Origin of the sequence: Nostoc flagelliforme FACHB-838, assembly GCF_014698065.1 — a bacterium.
GTDB classification, from domain to species: Bacteria; Cyanobacteriota; Cyanobacteriia; order Cyanobacteriales; family Nostocaceae; genus Nostoc; species Nostoc flagelliforme_B.
In genome coordinates, this window is sequence record NZ_JACJSI010000709.1 from 1 (window position 1) to 1,677 (window position 1,677).

Below are 1,677 nucleotides of genomic sequence, written 5' to 3' on the forward strand. Positions count from 1 at the left end.
CCAATCTGGGCGCTCTGCTTCTAAATCTAGACTTATGTAGCAGCTATCAATTGCTGTTATGCCGGATTTACGAGCAAGCTGTCTTACCTTTTCCTTTATCCTCAAATATTCTACTGGAATCATAATCTTTCCGTAACTTCTTTCTTGTCAGTATTCTGCAAAAGTATAGTCGGGCATTATCAAAAGTAATTCCTCATCAGTTAGTTTTTCCATGCTTGCAAATTCAACTATTTATATTTTTAATCATTCTTCATCAAAAATTAAAGCAAAGTGTTTTACAAACAGACTCAGTTACCATTTAATGAACATGGACAATTGAACTTATTCTGATAATTCCGAACCTAGCAAAACAATAACTAATCGATTAGAGTTTCTTTAAGGAAACTAAACCATTGTCTTGAAAATCTATTTCTAGATGATATCCGGCCATCAGAGAAGTCCCAAGCAAAGGTTTATAACCAGCAGCTAAAACTGGAATTAATCTTTCTATACCGTCCCATAAAATTGTTGCCAAATGTATAGATAATAAAGCTTGACTACCGTCGGCTAACCTTGCTTCGGTACTAGAATATAAGGGAAGATTCATCGCACTGACTGCCTGTGATGGTAAAGTAAGATGGTCATTAAATCCAGTATCAATGACAAAATCCAAGTTAAAATCTGGCTGCGAAGGTAAACGAAAAACCACTGGAACTATTGCCCTACCATCGATTACTTTTCCAGAAATCATTCAGCAGTACGCTCCATTGCACCACCAAAACTTACAGCAACATCATAACCAATCCGTATAGTAAACAATCTAGCATTAGGATTTTTCTGTTTTAACTTTAACGCTGTTTCTACACCAGTTGGATCTATCCCATATTCACCAGTTTCTGCATTAATCACAATCATCTTGCCGATATTGTCACCAGACTCGACATTTTGACGAATACCGTTTTCGTAAAACTGTTTAGCTCTTAGGGCTACTTCTTCTACACTCCAGAAAATTGATTGCATCACAATTTCACGCCTTTATTGCTTCTTCAATTATTGTAGTTTCAGAACTAATAAAGGCGTTTCTTGTTCTCAACAGGTGCGTTACAGCGATAGCATAACCGCCCGTTGCGCTCATACTGCCCAGAGATGATCTGTGTATATAAAAGTACAAAAATAATGAGAAAACTCGGAAGAAGAACTACAGTTGTTGTGGAAGAATAAGGCAGATAAGGCAACATTTAGGGAATTATATGGAATTTAACAAAGAGTTCGAGAATATACTTGATATTCCTGAAAATTCTATTACTTTACCTGAAAATTTTGATTATGAAATAGCTGAGTATATTGCTGAAATGGTACTAAACTCTAAAGAAATTGCACAAAAAGACTCTTCATATAATGGTTTTGGTCTTTTATTTAGAGAAAATAATATAGATTCAGAACAATATGAAAAATTAAGGGAAGACTTAATTCAGAATATAGAAAATATACTGCGTGATTACTATCTCAACAAAACACGCGGATATCTAACGCCTAAAGATGAATAGCAGTAGGCATGATTACTCCATATAGGACAGTGTTAGATCAGCCTAGTACTGCAAGGCGGAAATAAGCCAAGTATTAGATAGCCAACACTTTACCCTTATATGTCCACTTAAAAGGTTTAGCCATTGTTTGATTAAAATAGTCGATAAATTC

3 protein-coding genes are annotated in these 1,677 nt (G+C 35.1%); 1 reads left to right on the forward strand and 2 read right to left on the reverse strand.

What is annotated here, in order from left to right; all coding sequences use genetic code 11:
* Nucleotides 1-364: 364 nt before the first annotated feature.
* Nucleotides 365-730, reverse strand: a complete 366-nt coding sequence (locus H6G97_RS50990) for a clan AA aspartic protease (protein WP_190947766.1) — start codon at nucleotides 728-730, stop codon at nucleotides 365-367.
* Nucleotides 727-999 carry a hypothetical protein gene (locus tag H6G97_RS50995; RefSeq protein WP_190947767.1) on the reverse strand — a complete coding sequence of 91 codons (273 nt, stop codon included), beginning with the start codon at nucleotides 997-999 and terminating at the stop codon, nucleotides 727-729. The genes H6G97_RS50990 and H6G97_RS50995 overlap by 4 nt, the downstream gene beginning before the upstream one ends.
* Nucleotides 1,000-1,229: 230 nt before the next feature.
* Here H6G97_RS50995 and H6G97_RS51000 point away from each other — a divergent pair, with 230 nt between their 5' ends.
* Complete coding sequence (locus H6G97_RS51000; RefSeq protein ID WP_190735663.1) at nucleotides 1,230-1,526, forward strand: hypothetical protein; 297 nt, start codon at nucleotides 1,230-1,232, stop codon at nucleotides 1,524-1,526.
* Nucleotides 1,527-1,677 lie beyond the last annotated feature (151 nt).

Coding starts and splice junctions, on each gene's coding strand:
- H6G97_RS50990 (WP_190947766.1), bottom strand. CDS start 730: ATGATTTCTGGAAAAGTAATCGATGGTAGGGCAATAGTTCCAGTGGTT.
- H6G97_RS50995 (WP_190947767.1), bottom strand. CDS start 999: ATGCAATCAATTTTCTGGAGTGTAGAAGAAGTAGCCCTAAGAGCTAAA.
- H6G97_RS51000 (WP_190735663.1), top strand. CDS start 1,230: ATGGAATTTAACAAAGAGTTCGAGAATATACTTGATATTCCTGAAAAT.